Annotated in this window: 11 protein-coding genes; all 11 read right to left on the reverse strand. The window is 49.9% G+C overall.

The genetic code is table 11. The features are described 5' to 3' along the window. Position 1: 1 nt before the first annotated feature. Positions 2-1,768 (reverse strand): ABC transporter ATP-binding protein, encoded by a 1,767-nt coding sequence (locus G358_RS0125365; protein WP_019640069.1) that lies wholly within the window; start codon positions 1,766-1,768, stop codon positions 2-4. A 130-nt stretch (positions 1,769-1,898) separates the two neighbouring features. After that, a complete protein-coding gene (locus tag G358_RS30885) occupies positions 1,899-5,702 on the reverse strand; it encodes a dynamin family protein (RefSeq protein ID WP_019640070.1) in 3,804 nt (1,267 codons plus the stop codon). A 672-nt stretch (positions 5,703-6,374) separates the two neighbouring features. Continuing rightward, a complete protein-coding gene (locus G358_RS0125375) occupies positions 6,375-6,659 on the reverse strand; it encodes a hypothetical protein (RefSeq protein WP_019640071.1) in 285 nt (94 codons plus the stop codon). Between the two features lie 33 nt (positions 6,660-6,692). Next, a complete protein-coding gene (gene nth, locus G358_RS0125380; protein WP_019640072.1) occupies positions 6,693-7,361 on the reverse strand; it encodes an endonuclease III in 669 nt (222 codons plus the stop codon). Between the two features lie 94 nt (positions 7,362-7,455). After that, on the reverse strand, positions 7,456-10,200 hold the full coding sequence (locus G358_RS0125385; RefSeq protein WP_019640073.1) for an S-layer homology domain-containing protein: 2,745 nt from the start codon (positions 10,198-10,200) through the stop codon (positions 7,456-7,458). Between the two features lie 74 nt (positions 10,201-10,274). Beyond that, entirely contained in the window at positions 10,275-10,871 is a 597-nt protein-coding gene (locus G358_RS0125390; protein WP_019640074.1) for a GerMN domain-containing protein, read from the reverse strand. A gap of 67 nt (positions 10,872-10,938) precedes the next feature. Then, on the reverse strand, positions 10,939-12,378 hold the full coding sequence (locus G358_RS0125395) for an N-acetylmuramoyl-L-alanine amidase family protein (protein WP_019640075.1): 1,440 nt from the start codon (positions 12,376-12,378) through the stop codon (positions 10,939-10,941). A 242-nt stretch (positions 12,379-12,620) separates the two neighbouring features. After that, a complete protein-coding gene (locus G358_RS0125400) occupies positions 12,621-13,178 on the reverse strand; it encodes a GerMN domain-containing protein (protein WP_019640076.1) in 558 nt (185 codons plus the stop codon). Between the two features lie 44 nt (positions 13,179-13,222). After that, positions 13,223-14,719, reverse strand: coding sequence for an N-acetylmuramoyl-L-alanine amidase family protein (locus tag G358_RS0125405; RefSeq protein ID WP_026342464.1), 1,497 nt, complete (start codon positions 14,717-14,719; stop codon positions 13,223-13,225). Between the two features lie 300 nt (positions 14,720-15,019). Further along, positions 15,020-15,622, reverse strand: a complete 603-nt coding sequence (leuD, locus tag G358_RS0125410; protein WP_019640078.1) for a 3-isopropylmalate dehydratase small subunit — start codon at positions 15,620-15,622, stop codon at positions 15,020-15,022. A gap of 28 nt (positions 15,623-15,650) precedes the next feature. Beyond that, positions 15,651-17,078, reverse strand: a complete 1,428-nt coding sequence (gene leuC, locus G358_RS0125415; RefSeq protein ID WP_019640079.1) for a 3-isopropylmalate dehydratase large subunit — start codon at positions 17,076-17,078, stop codon at positions 15,651-15,653. Positions 17,079-17,184: the final 106 nt, after the last annotated feature.

The raw sequence follows: 17,184 nt of genomic DNA on the forward strand, positions 1-17,184 counted from the left end.
TCTACAACACCTTCCCTTCGCTGCGGTTAGCTCGGGCCAGATGATCGGCATATTGAATCCGGTATACTTCCTGGTACGGCCCAGGCTGCTGAATCAGCTGTTCATGGTTGCCCCGCTGCACGATTTTTCCTTCGTCCAGCACGAGAATTTCATCGGCATGCCGCAGGGATGAAATCCGGTGGGCAATAATAAACGTCGTCCGCCCCTGCATCACTTCCTGGAAGCCTGATTGGATTTCGTGTTCCGTCTCCATATCTACGGCGCTGGTCGCGTCGTCGAGAATGAGTATTCTCGGATTTTTGAGCAGCGCCCTGGCGATGGCGATCCGCTGTTTCTGCCCGCCAGACAACCCCATTCCCCGTTCGCCTACGACCGTATCGTAGCCGTCCGGCAACTCCATAATAAAGTCATGCGCTTTGGCAAGCTTTGCTGCATTGATAATTTCCTCCATCGATACCTGATTCATGCCGTAAGCGATGTTGTTGCGGATACTGGAGGAAAACAGGAACGTCTCCTGAAATACCGTTGCAATTCCACTGCGCAAGCTTTGAATGCTTATATCCTTAATGTTGATTCCATCGAGGCGAATGCTGCCCTCATTCACATTGTACGCCCGCATCATCAGCTGAATAATCGTTGATTTGCCGGAGCCCGTGCCTCCGAGGAAGCCAATAACCGAGCCGGGCTTAGCCGTGAAATGAATGTCCGTTACCGCTGCCATCTTGTTTCCGTAAGCGAACGTGACATGATCAAACTCAACATGGCCTTGAATTTTCTCTAAATCCAAATCTAAGGCGTTCTCCTCATCCTTCACGTCCACGTTCTGATTCAATATTTCCAGCACCCGCTCGCCCGAAGCTTTCGACTGGGTGTAGTTGTTAATATGGAAGCCAAGGCCCCACATCGGGCCGATAATGAACCAGATCAGGCTGAAAAAAGCGACCAAATCCCCGAGCGTCAGCTGTTCTTTAATGACCAGAGTTCCCCCGACGGCCAGCAGTACAGCTACGCTAATCGAAGCGAGCAGCTCCATTACCGGAAAAAACTTGCTCCATAGCGTCGCCGCAAAGATTTGATTCTCTTTATAACGCTCATTCCGATGCGAAAACTTTTCCATCTCATGCGGTTCGCGCGCAAAAGATTTGACGGTACGCACCCCGGTTACGTTTTCTTGAACGGCGGTTGTAAGCGAGCTTAAAGCAAGGCGCATTTCCTGAAAAGCCGGATGAATTTTCGATTCAAATTTCAAAGCGACTCCCCCCAAAAAGGGAATCGTGATCATCGTAATCAGTGTGAGCTGCCAATGGATCGACATCATCATGGCCGAGCCGAAGACGACCATCAGCACCAAATTCAGCAGTTGGGCAAAGCCGAAGCCGACGAAATTTCGAATCGCCTCGAGATCCCCGGTTAACCGTGACATTAAATCTCCTGTCTTGGCACGGTCATAATAGCGGAAAGATAGAAACTGCAGTTTCTCGTAACAAGCATTTCGAAGCCTGTAGGCGAGGTAATTGCCTAATCTTCCCCCAAAAAAGCCGTGCAAAAACTGTAAAAAGGCCTTGATGATAACGACGGACAATGCCGTTAATGCAATCCATATCACATCCCCATATTTTCCGGGCCGGATTACATCGTCAATTAAATTTCTCAGAAGTAAAGGATATACGAGTCCAAACCCCGTCGCTGCAGCCAAACATAGAATGGATAGGATTAAATATGTCCTTCGTTCTCGATAATAGCCGCGTAATTGCCTAAGTACTTCCATGTCGTTCCCTCCCAGTAACGCCTGTCATCGACGGCCTGCAACCATGGACATGATTACCCCTTTTCGCGACTTCGCATTACTTTTCAGTTATGTTTTTGTTGTGATTCCGTTAAAGAAATTGCTGCTCACATTAAGAAAATGCTTCATACAGAGATTGAAGCTGCTTCGGTACAGCCTGCCAGGCTGCCGTATCGTCAGATGATTCCGCCATGCCGGTCATGCCTGTCTCCCATTCGCTCCACTGCGCCTCAAACGCCGCAGCCATCGCTGCGAATCTGGCCGAGGTTTCCTCCGTATAATATTGAATCAACTGATTCCCGTAGCGCTGTACGGCCTCCTTTACGCTTTCACTCAGCGGTTCCTCCAGAGCATCGCGCAATTTTTGTTTACCCCCTCCTTCGAAAAATGACTTTGGATTTTTGAAAAAGCTCCAATATTGTAAAGCCTTAAAGCTGTACTCCAAAGTACTTTCCTGAACGTTTGGAGTCAGCCAGGCAGAAGCAGTGTGTATAGATAACGCAGGCATTGCTGGAATGTCCTGCTCCATTTTGGCAAGCCAGGCGGCCGATTCGCTCTGCAGCAAGTCATCGCACTTCTTCTCCAACCGCAAGGTGGTTGCCTGAACCTCACGCTGAAGCTCAATGCTCAACTGATCCATCCAGCCCTTCAGCGAGGCGGCAAATTTGCGCTTCATGTCCCCGCCGTCATCTTGAAGCAAAGATGGATGGAAGTAGTCATGGAATAAATCTGCGGCCAGAAATTGCAGCCTTCTCCGCACATGAAACAGCAGTTCCTCTGTCTCCTGGGCAATTTCCACTTGTCTGCTCCGATGGCTCAGCGCCTGGAGCTCTGCATGGAAGAGCTGGCGATCCAGAGACAATTGCGCCCGGATTGCTTCCCGCTCCTCCTTGCTTTTGGTGAGCGTCTCATTCCACTGCTCCACCCGCGAAATAATTTGCTGCAGCTCATGGCGGGCGGCATGAACGGCCAAACCAGCCAAGTCTTCGCCGATAAATTTGAAGAACGGTCTCTCAAAGCTTATCAAGCCGGAAGCCTCGAGGACGGCACAATCCCCTGACATTTTGGATTCTAGGGCATTCATGCTCGATACAGGATAAATCTGCGGCGACTCGATTCCGGCTGAGCGCAGCCCGTCTTCCACATGCTCGACTACGCTCGCCAACTCCTCCGGCGTGGCAGCCAGATCGGCCGCGTTTACGATAAAGAACATTTTATCCAGCGCAAAGCTTCCCTTTACCCGGCCCAAATGGCTCAGGAACTGGCGATCCGCGCGGGAAAACGCATGATTGTAATAAGTTACGTACAGCAATGCATCGCTATTCTTCATATATTCAAAAGTAACGCCGGTATGGCGGGCATGAATGGAATCCGCTCCCGGCGTATCCACGATAACGATCCCCTGCTCGGTGAGCGGACAAGAATAATACAGATCAATACCGGCCACAAAGCAAGCCCGGCTCTCTTCCGATACATAAGCGGAAAATTGCTCCAGCCCGGTAACCTCCCGGCCGCCTAGGCGCGGGGCATTGTCCTCCCAGCCTGATGCAGCCGCTTTCAGGAAGCTGAAGTGAGCGCGTCCGGAAGGCGGCACGTCCGGGGCCTTCAGCTTGTTCACTGCGGCCAGCCAGCTTCCTTCCTTCCATGCTCCCAACTGAAGCGCCTCGAAAGAATAAGCCAGGTCCTCCTGCATCGCTTCCATCGTCTTAAAAGCGATGGCTGCCTGGCCGTGCATCATGTCCCCTTCAGGCGCCATGATGCGGTTGATCGCCGCAGTGGTAGGATGCGGCGATACGGGCAGTACGCGAGCCCCCAATAGGGCGTTGGCGAAGGATGATTTACCCGCGCTGAAAGCCCCGAACAGCGCGACTGTAAAGCGGCCGCCGCCAAGGGCGGCTGCGCGGTCGCGCAGCTCACGTACCCCCGACCCGAAGGCGGGGAACGGAGCCAGCGCCTCGGCCGCGGCGCCAAGCGCGGCCGCCGCCGCGCCCAGCCGCTGCCGCCCGCGGATGGCCGCGGCTGAGCCAGCGGCGCTCTGCTGCTGCGGCAGTTGGCTCGCGGCCGAATGCGGCGGCGGGCCTGCGGGCGCGGGCTGCGCCGCCGGTTCAGCGCCTGGCTGTGGCGGCTGCAAGCCTGCAGCTTTCGGCTGCCGCTTCTCGCCTGCCGCTTCTGGCCGTTGCGGGTGGTCCATCGCCCCTACCTGCTGCTGGCCCACGCCTTCAAGCTGTGGCGCCCGGCCCACAGCCTCCGGCTGCGCAGCCGTCGCCATGTCCCTCACCTCCGGCAATGTGCCGGGAGGGAGGGACGGGCGCGCGCCGAGCAGCGCGTGCATGCGCCGTGCGCGCGCGCCGCTGGCTGAGCGCAGCGCTTGCAGCTGCGCCGCGGCCGTGGAGCGCGCCAGCAGCGCCTCGCGCGATGCGGCCAGCCCCTGCCGGGCGGCCGTCAGGCGCGGCGCCAGCTCCGCCAGCAGCTCCTCCGCCAGGAGAAGCGCGGCGCGGCGGTAGCGGCCTGTAATGCCGGCCGCTACGTCAGCGGCGTAGCGAAGCGTATATTCGCCGGTTAGCACCGCACCTTCGCGGGCAGGGCCGGCGATCCACTCCTCCTCCGCCTGTGGAAGCACAGCGTCCAGCCTGCTTTCCCATTCCGCGCTCCACAGCTCCTCCGCTTTTCCAAGACGGCGCAGCATGTCGCGCACATGCCAATCGACCTGGGCCAGCGTCTGTTCGCGCAGCTTAAGCAGAAACTGCTCTGCCCTCCGCTGTTTCTCGCGCTCCGTTTTAGCCGTATGGAACAATAGTCCCGTTTTGAAGCCAGGCTTGCGGCTCTCCAAATAAAGCTCTGCCGCATCGCGAAGTGGCGGCGTCATAATATGGGCATTGACAAGAAAGCCGTCCAGTTCCGCTATAAACTCATCTCGCAATTTCGGAAGCAAATGGTCCTTTTCGGCAGCTTCCTGCTCCAGAGCTAACAGCTCTGCCTCCAGGCTCGCAAAAGCCTGCTCCCCGCCGATCTGGTCCAGCAGCCTTTGGCTCTCCTCTTCATCATCGGCATCCAGCCGTTTCAAGTACTGCTCTCCTCCATGAAATAGCGAACAGTCAATACTGAACTCAAGCAAGCTCTGACGCACATCGAACAGCGAGTCGATGGTCTCTTCCAGCTGGGACAACATGTTTAGAGGATGGGATACTTCCTTCAAGGAAATATAGAACACCCCAGACGGCACGATTCCCCATAGTTCAAAAGCATCCTCCACCGATTTCCGGTAAGCTGCAAATGACAACTCATGCGCCCGGTGTTTATCGATTTGATTCACCACGAGGTACAAAGGCTTACCCCAGTCCGCCAACCGTTTGGCAAATGTCAGGTTGCTCTCGGACAAAACATGGTTATAATCCATCACATAGAACACCACATCTGCGAGATGCAGCGCCGAATTGGTAGCCAGCGCATGACCGGCATCATTGGAATCAACGCCAGGGGTGTCCAGCAGCACACCATGCTCGCCCAGTATAGGAACATCGTCCCATAACGAAATCATCGAATATGTATTTCCGTCCCGGTAATACTCATCCAGCCGGTCAAGCTCCACCTCAACCTCTGCCGCGGTTCCCGCTGCTGCTTCTGCACGATTCAGCACCGCACGGGGCTGGCCGTTGCGAATCGCTGCGATGTTTGCTGTAGTTGGAATGGGACCGGACGGAAGCACCGGTTTGCCGCATAGCCTGTTGATCAAGCTCGACTTTCCCGCCGAGAAATGCCCGCAAAACGAAAAAGTTAATTCATGAGCCGCTAGCTTCCTCCTTAAATCTTCAATTTCCCGAAGCGCCTGTGGATCTTGCTCTTCCCGATATATTTCCCATAATTGGTCAAGGCGGTCACGAAGCCGCTGATCCTGACCAATTGTCAACGTTTCCATGATTATGTATCTCCTTCTGCATGTTCGCATCATTAGGCCGGGTGCTGTTTGCTTTTATATAAGTTGAACCATTGAAAGGGATGTGGGCCAAGTACGTAAATTGTTCCTACGGTCGTTGTTGCTCCCTGAATTCTTGGATGATATCGATTCGTAAGAGGTAGGAATCCGCTCATAAAGGCGACCACAAGCTTATGCGCCTCGAAGCAGCTTTCCTTCAGAAAGCTTTCAGTATGCTTTCGAAGCCGCTTTCTTTCAGAAAGCTTTCAAATTCTTCGGAATTATGTTCTACCCTGCCTGCATCCTATTTTTTAGTTTAGCTTATATAGATTGACAATTACTTACAGCTCCGCTGTATCTTAGTGTTTCATCTCCTACGAATTCCATGTCTTAGGAAATACATTCATTTTACATGAGTGGCATCCTACATGGAAGTCTCATAATCCGTGATTTTCCTGTAAAATTTAAAGAACTACCCGGGTATTTAAGGAAAAACACCGTTCAGAGTACATTGTTCTCTGTCAAATGGCGTTTAGCTTCCTTTTTAGACCAAACCGACTTTATACTTCATTATTGTTCTTAAGATTTATAAACAGCATACTCCAATTGCGATAATAAAAAAATAACCGGCCTGCGGGGCAACCCCGAAGACGGTTATTTATGACGAAGCTTCAATCACATCGTTGGCGCTTCAAGCAGCTCGCCTTCTGATGGAATTAATATTTCGAACACTTTGCCATGCTGGAGAATCGTAATGCCTTTCTCCTTATCCTTCATAACTACAACTTCCGGCTTCACCGCCATGCGTTCCAAGTAGTGGCTTGGCACTTCGCCGGAATCGCTCACCGTGATGCCTTCGAGTTCCCGCTCATCGTTCTCCTGTAAATCAATTTCGATTACTTGTTCGAACATATCCGAGAATTTTTCAAAATTGTCCGTGTACACAGAAATACATTTCATGGAGTCTCATCCTCTTCTATCTAGGTTTGTAAGTCACTTCTCTCTATCTTTTCTGACCAGTGACTTTTTCATACGTTTTTTGCCTTCCCGGCAAACATCCAGCAACGGACAAACCTCGCATTGCGGATTTTGGGCTTTACAGTGATATCTTCCGAAAAAGATGAGCCGGTGATGTGTAATCGTCCACTCTTCTCTAGGAACCCGCTTCATCAGCTTCTTCTCGACTTCAAGTACGGAATCGTTCCAGCCAGCTAGTCCCAGCCGCTTGCTGACACGCTCCACATGCGTATCGACGGCAATTGCCGGTACATCAAATGCATTGGACACGACAACGTTAGCCGTTTTGCGCCCTACACCTGGAAGCTTAACCAGCTCGGCATGCTCTCTGGGCACTTCACCATCATACTGCTCAATGAGAATCCGGCATAAATTCTGAATATGCTTCGCTTTACTCCGAAATAATCCAATCCTCCGGATATCCTGCTCCAGCTCTTCCAACGGAACAGAAAGATAGTCTTCCGGTGTCTTATATTTCTGAAATAAATCATCCGTCACCTTGTTTACGGTTGCATCGGTGCACTGCGCCGACAGCAGCACGGCAATCGTCAATTCGAACGCATTGCTGTGGCGGAGCTCACAGTGCGCATCCGGAAACATAGCGCCGATGCAGTCCAGAATATGACGGACACCCGCGGCATTCATGTCTCCACCTAACCTTTCTTTACGAATCTTCACGAAGAAAACCGTCCTGCCCGGGAATGATCCCGCAACAAGACGGTTATTCTCACGAAAATGATTATTGTTTTTCGATTTCAACGAGTCTGTCGCCATTGAAATATAAAACAATTTTATCATCATCTTTCAGAGATTGCACGGAAATAGTCGTATCACCTTGGTGAACATACGTATCCGCATTTACAAAAAACTTATATTTGTCATCAGCGATGCTCGCTCTTTTCACAACAAGTTCTCTGGCATTCGCGTCATAACGGGAAAATTTCCGTTCTAATGCAGGCAATACCTTCACGACAAGTGTACCATCAATTTCTTTATGCACCTCTACATGATCAGACGTAGTCAAGGTATTCGCCCCTGTCGCTACGGAAGTGCCGCGGTGCACCTTAACACCGTTTGCCAGCGGGAAGGACTCTAATGTCCCCGTAAATGTTTTCACCGTCAATGTCGAGGCGTCGATATTTTGAATGCTGCCCAGCGTCAACTTCACCACTTGAAGGGCTACCGCTTTATGGCCATTAAATGACACGTTAATCGTTTGACCGTTTTGGATATCCGCTATTCTGATCGGGTTTCCGCTATCGTTCGTAAGCACCGTTTGATCGATATAGATGCTTTCTGTAATTCCTTTGCTATTAAGCACCCGAACACGGCTCATGGAAGTATCTACGGAGCTAACTACAAATTGGGCCGAGGACTTCACGGCAAGTGTCTGTACGACGTCCTGATTCGTGCTGAGCAGTGCGATAACCGGATCACCGACTTTAATATCATTAAAGTTCATTCCGCTCCGGCCGTACAGCTCGATAGCTGGCGCAGTTCCCTGATACGGAAGCGTCACCGTTTTGCCGCCAGCGGTCAATAACGTAATCTTCTTTTCCGATGTATTAGCAGATACGAAAGTTCCTTCATACTTATAAATCATTTGTACGCTTAAAGCTCTGTTACCGATATAAGTCAACTGAATTTTCCGGTCTTTGCTGAGCAATGTCTCCAGACCGGCTAACGTCGGCTGCGTGGAGTTGTATTCCACCTTCGTTTTCTCATCTAATACAAACACATGCGGCTTCATATTTCCATCCAATACGGTCAACGTCTTCGTCTTGCTATCATAATTTACAATCGTCGCCGCATTCAATTGCTCGGATTGACGGCCTTGCACTACGATCTTCGTCACCCGGTCGTCCGCATCCAGCGTTAACTCCACCTTGTCTCCGCCGTGCAAATCTGCAATCAGATCATCGTAGGTAGCCTCGCTAATTCCGCCGATGATGATCTCCGGCTTCTCGGCCAACAGCTTAACTTCAGGATAGCCGCTCGCATTGCTATACGTAAGCAGCAATCCGTTCGGGTCCAGGCTCAGCAGCGTGCCGGTGACTGAACGCTCCACACTCTGTGTAACTTCCAGCGATTCCAGCACACTATTGCTCACCGAATATTTAATAGAAGAATTTTCTCTCAATTCTCCCAAATTATTGAGCTTCTGACTTTGATATAACAATATTGTCTTATCGTTCACTGCAAAGGTCTCGACACTGCCATCCTTATCACGAATAGTCACTTTCTTGCCGGTCACATCAATTGACTCGATCGTGCCTGTTCCGGACTTGTTCACTAAAGCCGATTTTACTTGAACGATGACCGGCTTCTTAGCTGCCGTATAAGTTTCCCGCTGTACGATGATCATGCTTTCAGGAGTAAGGCTTGCTGGTTCTACCTTATTGCCGTTTTGATCAAGAAATGTCGTGCTGCTGTCGAATGTATATTCTACGGAATCATTGTTTACGAGCATCAATATCCGAGTACCGCCCAGAATGCGCAGCAGCGTACCTTCCGTGGTCTCTAATTGCTGTTTTGCATCTGTAACTTCAACGTAGGCGGCTGATCCGATTTTATCGATCGCCATTACCTTCGTATAAGGCTTCAGCTCACTTTTTGAAATCTTCAGCTGGGAATCTTTCGTGAAATAGACGCTGCGATTGTCGAGAGTGAAACTCTTAAGTTGATTATCGACATAAAGGGTCAGCTTGCTGTCGGTTAATTCGGTTACGATACCTTCATAGACGTTCGAATAACCCGCTTGCAGATGCTCTCCGCCTTTACCGAAAAAGGTCGCAATTTGGGCTCGGGTCACGCTTCCTTGCGGATCGAATTTATTGCCTTCAATTCCCTTCGTAATGTCCAGTTGGGCTGCCAAATTGACGTAGCCGCGTACCGCTGCAGAAATTTTGTTATGGTCGGCAAAGCCGGTCGCTGTATTGCCAAGGGCTTTAGCTTCAGCCTCCTTGCCTAGGGCACGAATGAGTATTTTGGCAACCCATTCGCGGGACGCTTTCTTCTGTCCCCATGATTCCTTGGCGTTTAAGGCCGCCAGTTCTTCTTCCTTGTCGATTAAATTCTTTTTCAGAGCCAATTCAATATATGCTTTGGAGTAGCCGCTAACTTGCAGCTCTGCAGGAGCGGTATCCCCACTGCCAAGCTCTCCGCTCAAATTCATAAAGCGGATAGCCATCGTGATCGCTTCCTGATGCGTTACGTTGTCGCTCGGACGGAATTTTCCTGCGTCACCGACGATAATTCCCTGAGCGGCCAGCTTATAAATATACTTCTCCGCCCAGAAGCCGCTTTGCACGTCACTAAATAAGGAAACCGCCGCATTATTTACATTTGCTGCTGAATTCGTTGTGGAGCTAGCCGGTTCCTCCGCAAATACAGCGGCACCGCCGCTCAAACTAATCGCCGCAGCGAGCATGGCCGAAACCGCTTTTTTAGTATTGCGTCTATAACTGCGTTTAAATGATGACATTAAATTCTCCCCTTCAAAAAAATGATCTCCTAAACCATTTCGACGGCTATGGTGCGATTTCCTCCAAAAAGTTGCTATTTTCTCTGAATGGGATGTTCTAATTCGACATGGCCCATGAGAGTGTCCGCTTGTTCGCCGTCAACGAGAATATCAATTGTCTGGATCTCCTCAAATTGAAACAGCTGCTTCGTTAACGCTTCTACAGCCAGCGCTTCGCCTCCAGATCCGAGACGGGCCTCATCGGGCAGTGTTATATCGACAGTCAGGTTCCCGTCGTTCATTTTAATGTCATTAAACGTTGCCTTCTCCCACAAGGATAGCAGGCCAGCGTCATTACTTTTTTGCAGCGAACTCAAAGCTTGCTCGTATTTCTGCTCCTCGCCGCTATAAGCGATTTCCGTCTTCACTGCGATTAATTGATCTACTTGGTCATCTGTGAAATAAGTCTGGATTTCCAATTTCTCCACTTGCTCCCGGTCAGCAGGAACGCCTTCTGCATCGCCTTCCGTATTTTCTTCTTTATTTCCTTCTTGATTTTGATCAATATTGCCCGCTCCATGTACGCTGGATTCCTGGGGCGGGCTCTGAACCGCCTCCGGCTTTTGACCGCATCCCGCGCTTACCGCGAGCAGAAGAACCAACACTCCTGATAGCCATAATTTTTTGTTCATGGTCGCTTCCTCCTCCTGAATGAGGGTGTTCAATATGTTTATTGAACACCCTCTTTTGTCTCCATCGTTATTTTAAGCCAAGATACTCTTTTATTCCGCTTACAACACCTTGGGCGACACCGTTCTGAAATTTTTCGGTATACAGCAGAGCCTCATCTTTTTTATTGCTCAAATAACCAAACTCAAGCAGTACGGCCGGCATTGTTGTTTCGCGGGTGACATGCAAGCTTTGCGTTCTCACCTTACGATCAGGCAGTCCAGAGCTTTGGACTAAATGCTTATGCATAACCTGGGCGAAGGGCAGGCTATCTTTGCGGGTATAATACGTCTCGACACCGCTGGCCGCCGATGAAGTGCTGCTATTGGCATGCAGGGAAACGAACAGATCCGCCTTCATCTCATTGGCCAGCTTTGCGCGGTCTTGCAGCGTTACAAACACATCGGTGCTGCGCGTAAGTACGTAATCAATCTCATTTTCCTTTTTCAACAGATTCTCAACCTTTTTGGCCACGGCCAGGTTAAAATCCTTTTCGCGCTTCTTCGTAACGCTGATCGCCCCCGGATCAGTTCCTCCATGGCCGGCGTCAATGACGACTAACGGCTTGCCATTTCCACGCGGCGGGATAGTCTGATCCACATTAAGATCCACAATAATAAAACCATCATTCGAATTGATCAATGAATAGTTTTTCGCCTGCTGCAAATCGATAACGACCCGAATCGTAGCTGGACTGTCACTATACTGCGAATAACGTACTTTGGTTACATCGGGATAATCATTAATATCCATAAAGCCGTTAAAATAAGCGTCCAGCATTTGATTGTTCCCGAAGGATTCATCAAATTTGGACTCAGGGAGATCGATGACGATCCGGTCTGGATCACTCAAAAGAAATGCATTCGCCGTTACATTTTTGTCTACAGCAATAATCAGACGATTAGCATCAAAGCTGATCCCTTTTACGGAAGCTAAATCTGGATTAGCCCCAGGGGCAGGTACAGGCTGTGTTACGCCACTGCCTGAATCGGCGTTGCCCGGGCCAGCGCTTGCACCATTGCCGTTTCCATTTCCGTTATTGGGGGTAATTAAATATACGGTTTTCGTCGCATTATCCCAACCTACGGTAAGTCCCATTTGTTCACTTACAAACCTTAGCGGCACGAGTGTCGTGTCTTGCTTAAGCATCGGTGCGATGCTAAGTGTTGCCTTTTTACCATTTACTGTTGCGCTTGTTTGATTAACTATCAGTTTTATCGTTGTATCAGATTGCTTTATAGTTACCGTGCGCGTCCTTTTTTCCCAGTCGACGTCAAACCCCAGCTCCTCCATGACGACACGAATCGGAATCATCACATTGCCTTTCACGTTTTGAACCTGTCCGTTACTCGGCAATTTCAGCGCTTCTCCATTGAGGTAAATGCTTGTGCCGCCTCCTGCAGCTTGTCCTGTCGCCGGAAAAGCAAAAATAAATACAAACAAAAACATTAAAAAACCAATTTTTTTCATCCGTCACCCCTACCATCCTAAAATTTTGCCTTGTGATGACCGATGATTGACTCTCGTGTTTCTTCGACATCACCAGACGACATATTAGACGCCCAGCACCTTTAAAAGTTGCGAAATTCCTGCATTAATCCGACAATAGTCCCTGATTTTACATCAAAAAAAATATGGCCATTCCTAAGCAAAAATGCTCTAGGAATGGCCATTTTAATCCGGTCTAGCAGAATGAAATTCGAATCATTGAATTATCGCGTCATCGGATGCTCCAAATCCACATGGCCCATCAGGCTGTCCAACTGCTTCCCGTCCACGGTAAGTTCAATCTGCTGTACTTCATCGAACTGAAACATCGTAGCTTTGAGCGATTCGATGGCTAATGATTCACCGCCAGAACCAAGCCTCGCCTCATCCGGCAGTTGAATATCGATGTCGAGCGTCCCTTCCGAGAAGGAAATGGTGTTCACGATGACTTTTCCCCATAGAGAGATCATCCCGTCTTCTGGGGTTTGCAGCTGTTTAAATGCTTCTGCGTACTTGTCTTTCTCATCAATCACCTTGATTTCCCGCTCGAATTTCTTCAGTTCCATCAGATCATCATCGGTGAAATAGACCTCCACTTGCAATGTGATCCAGTTTGGCTCGTTTGTCTCTTCCTGGTTTTGTCCTGCGCCTGGGGAAACATTCGGCTCCGTAACAGGAGGCGGATCTTGTGTACCCTCAGGAGCTGTTTGATACTTCTGCCCGCATCCGGCCAATGCAGCGGCAAGGACGAACGCTGCCGCGGCTAACCCTAGCTTTTTCATATCGATACCCCCTCTTTTACATTATGTACCCAATTTCTCCGCTTCTATTTTAAGCCGAAATACTCCCTGATCGCAGCTACGATTCCGGCCGCAATCTTATCCTGAACAACAGGATCTTTCAATACCGCGTCGTCATGCGCATTGCTGAGAAAGCCCGCCTCCAGCAATACTGCCGGCATCGTCGTCTCCCGGGTTACTTGCAGGTTCCTTTGCCGGACATTCCGATCCTTCAGCCCTACAGCTTCCAGCAAGTGCTTGTGTATTACATCCGCAAGGGGAATGCTGCTGTCCCTCGTATAAAGGGTCTCCGTTCCATTTGCAGTTGGAGAGTTGTCTACGCTGTTCGCGTGAATCGAAATAAAAATATCCGCCTGTAAATCGTTTGCAAGCTTTACCCGCTGGTCTCTTGTCGGATACGTATCGTCGCTGCGCGTTAATACGATCAAAATATCAGGATCATCTTTCAATAGCGCATCTACGCGCAAACCTACAGCCAGGTTAAAGTCCTTCTCTTTAACATTCGTTATGCTGGTCGTGCCCGGATCGCTTCCACCGTGCCCCGGATCAACAATGACCAAACGCTTGCCGTCCGGTCTTACCGGAGTAGACGGTGCCATTGAATCCGTAGTGAGCTCGATAAATGTAAGTCCGTTCTCATTCGTAACGGCGAAACCTCTGCTCACATTCAGATCGATGACGATCCGGATTGTAGAGGGGTTATTATTAAACAAGGAATATCTCACCTGTGACACTTCGGGATAACCCTCAACCTCAAGTTTCCCCTGATTGCTTGAATCAAGCGGCAAAGCATCGATGAATCCGTCGGCAAACCTGGCATTCGGAACGTCGACGACGATTCGTTCAGGTCCTGTCATTTTGAACACATTCGGAATAACATTACGGTCAGCCGATATCATCAGCCGATTATCGCTAAAGCTGAGGCTGGTAATGACCGCGAGATCTGCGGACTCGTTCCCCGTTACAGATGTACCGGATTGGTTCTGATCAGTTGTTCCCGGCTGCTTCACCGGCTGTTCAGGAGCAGCAGCACCGCCGCTGGCAGCAGGTGTGCTTCCTGATCCATTTACAACACCGTCCAACAAGCCTTCCCTTGCACTGTACAAGTGAGCAGATTTGCTCTCATTGTCCCAACTGACCTGCAGGCCCATTTGCTCTCCGACGAAGCGCAGAGGAACAAGCGTCGTATCAGCCTGCAGCAGCGGCGGTGACGCAAGCGTTACGCTCTTTCCATCCACAACGGCTTTCGTGTTGTCAATAAAGAGCTGTAACGATCTATCCCCTTGGGCAATTGCAACCGTGCCAGTCTCTTTGTCCCAGCCGACTTCATAACCGAGCCCTTCCACGATGACGCGAATGGGCACCATGACGCTTCCTTTAATTAAGCCTGCCTTAGCATGACTGGGCTGCTCCAATTCCTGGCCATCCAGATAGATCGAATTACTGGCTGCGGACGCCTGTCCTATGCCAGGCAAAGCCCACAAAAAAACTACCAGCATAAACAGATAACCTAACTTCTTCATCGTATCCCCTACCAATCTCTTGTTCTCCGCCAATTGGCTATGATAGTCTTCCGTACATCGACAGCAGGACTAGACATGCTTATACACGACCTCGCATCAGCTTTCTAATTAATCCCATATTAACAGAAAATATGAGCCGATCATAGACTTAATCTGAATTTTAAGATTGTTTTATGTATGGATTAGACAAATTCATAAAGAAATTCTTAGACAAAAATAGACAGCTCCATAGTCTAATTGATAGACTTTGGAGCTGTCCATGGAGTTTGGATTACACGATGCATACCTTATCATGATCCGCTAGGCGAATGAACGGCTAGCTCTTTTCGCTTCATAATCCGAGATAAGGTCTTCATGCTGCAATGTAAGTCCGATGTCATCCAGCCCTTGCAGCAGGAATTGACGGCGGTGCTCATCCAGATCGAATGAAATATGCAGACCAGTTTCGTCCATAATCGTTTTGCTCTCCAGATCGACGGTCAACTGATAGCCTTCGCGTGCAGCCGTACGCTGGAACAAATCCTCCACCTGCTCTTCAGACAGTACAATCGGCAAAATACCGTTCTTAAAGCAGTTGTTGTAGAAAATATCAGCGAAGGACGGTGCAATGACACAGCGAAATCCATAGTCCAAAATCGCCCAAGGCGCATGCTCACGGGAGGATCCGCATCCAAAGTTAACACGGGAAATTAAAACTGAAGCCCCTTTATAACGCGGTTTGTTAAGTTCAAATTCCGGGTTTACATTGCCTTCTGTATCGAAGCGCCATTCATAGAACAGAAATTGTCCGAATCCTGTACGCTCAATGCGTTTCAAAAATTGCTTAGGAATGATAGCGTCCGTATCCACGTTTACGCGGTCCACAGGACCGACGATACCTGTAAGTTTTTTAAAAGCTTCCATGATTAAGTTCTCCCCTCTTTCGCCTTCGTTAGCTAACGACTTCGCTCTTCACATTCCATTCGCGGACATCAACGAAACGGCCTTTAATCGCCGCCGCTGCAGCCATTGCCGGCGAAACGAGGTGTGTTCTGCCGCCGCGGCCTTGACGGCCTTCGAAGTTCCGGTTGGAAGTAGAAGCACAGCGTTGGCCCGGCTCCAGAACGTCAGGGTTCATGGCGAGGCACATACTGCAGCCCGCTTCACGCCATTCAAATCCAGCCTCGATAAACACTTTGTCAAGACCTTCCTTCTCCGCCTGCAGCTTAACGCGGCCCGAGCCAGGAACGACGATCGCCGTTACTTGGTCGGATACTTTATAGCCTCTGGCGATTTGCGCCGCAGCGCGAAGATCCTCAATACGTCCATTCGTACAGGAACCGATAAATACGTAGTCGATTTCAATGTCCGTCATCGGCGTACCTGGAGTAAGTCCCATATATTCAAGTGCTTTCTCAGCAGCTTTGCGCTCATTGTCGGTTTTAAAGTCAGCAGGATTCGGTACGCTGGCATTGATGTTCGTTCCCATGCCAGGGCTCGTTCCCCAGGTTACTTGCGGAATGAGCGTATCAACGTCAAATTCCACGACACGATCGTATGCTGCGCCTTCATCAGTCGTCAGGTTTTTCCACTCTGCTATAGCACTGTTAAACGCTTCGCCTTGCGGAACATGCTCACGGCCGCGCAAGTATTCGAATGTCGTCTCATCCGGTGCAATCAAGCCTGCTCTCGCCCCGGCTTCGATGGACATGTTGCAAACGGTCATTCTTTCCTCCATCGTCAGCTCACGGATAGCTTCCCCGGTGTACTCGATAACGTAACCTGTCGCAAAATCGGTGCCATATTGAGCAATTACGCCCAGGATCATATCCTTGGCCGTAACGCCCGGCTTACGCTTGCCGGTAAAACGAACTTCCAGTGTCTTAGCCTTGGCCTGCTGCAAACATTGTGTAGCAAGAACATGCTCTACTTCACTCGTGCCAATACCGAAAGCCAATGCGCCAAAAGCGCCATGCGTAGACGTATGGCTGTCTCCGCATACGATCGTTTTACCCGGATGGGTCAAGCCCAGTTCAGGCCCCATGACGTGTACGACGCCTTGATCGATCGTATTGAGGTCGTACAGCGTTACTCCAAAATCGCGGCAGTTTTTGGACAGTGTGTCAATTTGCTGCTTGGAAATCGGGTCAGTAATATTGAAGCGGTCTTTCGTAGGAACGTTATGGTCCATCGTTGCAAACGTCAGCTCCGGACGGCGTACTTTGCGCCCGCTAAGGCGCAGGCCTTCGAAAGCCTGAGGAGAGGTAACCTCATGCACCAAGTGCAAATCGATGTAAATGATGCTCGGTTTCCCTTCTTCCGCATAAATGACATGATTGTCCCAAATTTTCTCATACATTGTCTTTTTAGTATTACTCATCGTATTCACCCCACTGAAGGATTCGAACATGTGACGAAGACGCTTGGCACTGCGTACGAATATAAAACTGTAAATTCGTGCCCTCGTGCGCTATATTACACGCTTC

The sequence above is a fragment of the Paenibacillus fonticola DSM 21315 genome (assembly GCF_000381905.1).
Taxonomy (GTDB): Bacteria; Bacillota; Bacilli; order Paenibacillales; family Paenibacillaceae; genus Fontibacillus; species Fontibacillus fonticola.